The 1844-nt window shown below is 60.2% G+C and carries 2 protein-coding genes; both read right to left on the bottom strand.

Translation table 11 applies throughout. The features are described 5' to 3' along the window. Positions 1-491: glyceraldehyde 3-phosphate dehydrogenase NAD-binding domain-containing protein (locus tag B3M52_RS19065; RefSeq protein ID WP_286750024.1), on the bottom strand; the 491-nt coding region annotated here is incomplete at its 3' end. Then, positions 491-1844, bottom strand: a 1354-nt coding sequence (locus tag B3M52_RS19070; protein ID WP_286750025.1) for a transketolase family protein, incomplete at its 5' end; no start/stop codon positions are given. The genes B3M52_RS19065 and B3M52_RS19070, both read right to left, overlap by 1 nt.

Raw genomic sequence — 1844 nt, forward strand, 5'->3', positions numbered from 1 at the left:
AGGCAATTGGTGGTGCAGGAGGCAGCAGCCACGATACGATCAGACTCGGCCAGTTGGTCCTGATTCACGCCATAAACAATGGTGCGATCCACATCGGATTCCGCCGGTTGTGAGAACAGCAGGCGTTCAGCACCAGCCTTCAGGTGTTGCTCGGCCGTCGCGCGGTCGGTGAAAGCACCGGAGCACTCCAGCACCAGATCAATGCCCAGCTCGTCCCAGGGCAGCTCCGATGCTTCGGCGCAACGGACGACGCGAATACGGTCCCCGTTTACCAGCAGGGAATCTCCCTCAACGTTTATCTCACCCTGGAATCGACCATGGGTGGAGTCGTAGCGGGTGAGATGGGCAATGGTATCGATGTCCGCCAGCTCGTTAATCGCGACCACCTGAAGGTGATCGCGAAAACGATTCTCGTAGAGTGCACGCAAGACGCACTGGCCGATACGGCCGTATCCATTGATGGCGATGCGATACGGTGCAGCGGTGCTCATCAGGCTTCCAGCAGCTCCCCGGCCACAGCGACAATGTTGTCTACCGTAAAGCCGAATTCCTTGAACAGCTCACCGGCAGGCGCAGACTCACCGAAGGTGCTCATGCCCACCACGCGGCCGTCCAGGCCAACGTACTTGTACCAGTAATCTTCAATAGCGGCCTCGACGGCGATCCGGTTGGTCACTTCAAGCGGCAGTACTTCCTGCTTATACGCGGCGCTCTGGGCGTCGAAGGTGTCTGTGGATGGCATGGACACCACGCGAACCTTGTTACCCTTCTGGCGCAGCGCTTCGGCCGCGTCCTGAGCCAGCCCCACTTCACCACCAGTGGCGATGAGGATCAGGTCCGGCGTGCCTTCGCTGTCTGACAGGATGTAGCCACCCTTGGCGATGTTGGCCAGTTGCTCGGCATCACGCTGCTGGTGCGGCAGTCCCTGACGGGAAAAGACCAGCGCAGTCGGGCCATCGACACGCTCCAGGGCAGCTTTCCAGGCGACCGCTGACTCAACGGCATCCGCCGGACGCCAGGTGCTCATGTTAGGCGTGGTGCGCAGGCTCGCCAACTGCTCGATGGGCTGATGCGTAGGACCATCTTCGCCCAGACCAATGGAGTCGTGGGTGAACACATAGATGGAGCGCTGTTTCATCAACGCGGCCATGCGCACGGCGTTACGGCAGTACTCCATAAAGATCAGGAAGGTAGCGCCGTAAGGTACGAAGCCGCCATGCAGGGCGACGCCGTTCATAATGGCTGCCATGCCGAATTCGCGAACACCGTAGTAAACGTAGTTACCGCTGGCGTCTTCTTTGGTCAGTGGCTTACTGCCATTCCAGATGGTGAGGTTGGAGCCCGCCAGGTCGGCAGAGCCACCCAGCAGTTCCGGCAGCATCGGGCCATAGGCGTTCAGGGTGTTCTGGGACGCCTTGCGGCTGGCAACAGTTTCGCCTTTGTCCTGGCACTCCTGAATATACGCCTGGGCCTTCTCGGAGAAGTCCGCCGGCAGTTCTCCGGCCATACGACGCTTGAGCTCAGCGGCCAGTTCCGGTTCCGCCTTTTCGTAGGCAGCAAACGCCTGCTCCCACTCAGCCTGCGCGGCGGCGCCTTTTTCACGGGCATCCCAGGCACCGTATACTTCAGACGGGATCTCGAAAGCACCGTGGTTCCAACCCAGCTTCTCGCGGGTCAGTGCAATTTCGTCCTCACCCAGCGCAGCGCCGTGACAGGCTTCGGTGCCTTGCTTGTTGGGTGAACCAAAACCAATGATGGTCTTGCAACAAATCAGTGTGGGCTGAGTTGTGTTCGCCCGGCCGGCCTCAATCGCAGCGCGAACGGCCTCCGGGTTATGGCCATCA

Origin of the sequence: Marinobacter sp. UBA2688 (assembly GCF_002352785.1) — a bacterium.
In the GTDB taxonomy this organism is placed as follows: domain Bacteria; phylum Pseudomonadota; class Gammaproteobacteria; order Pseudomonadales; family Oleiphilaceae; genus Marinobacter; species Marinobacter salarius.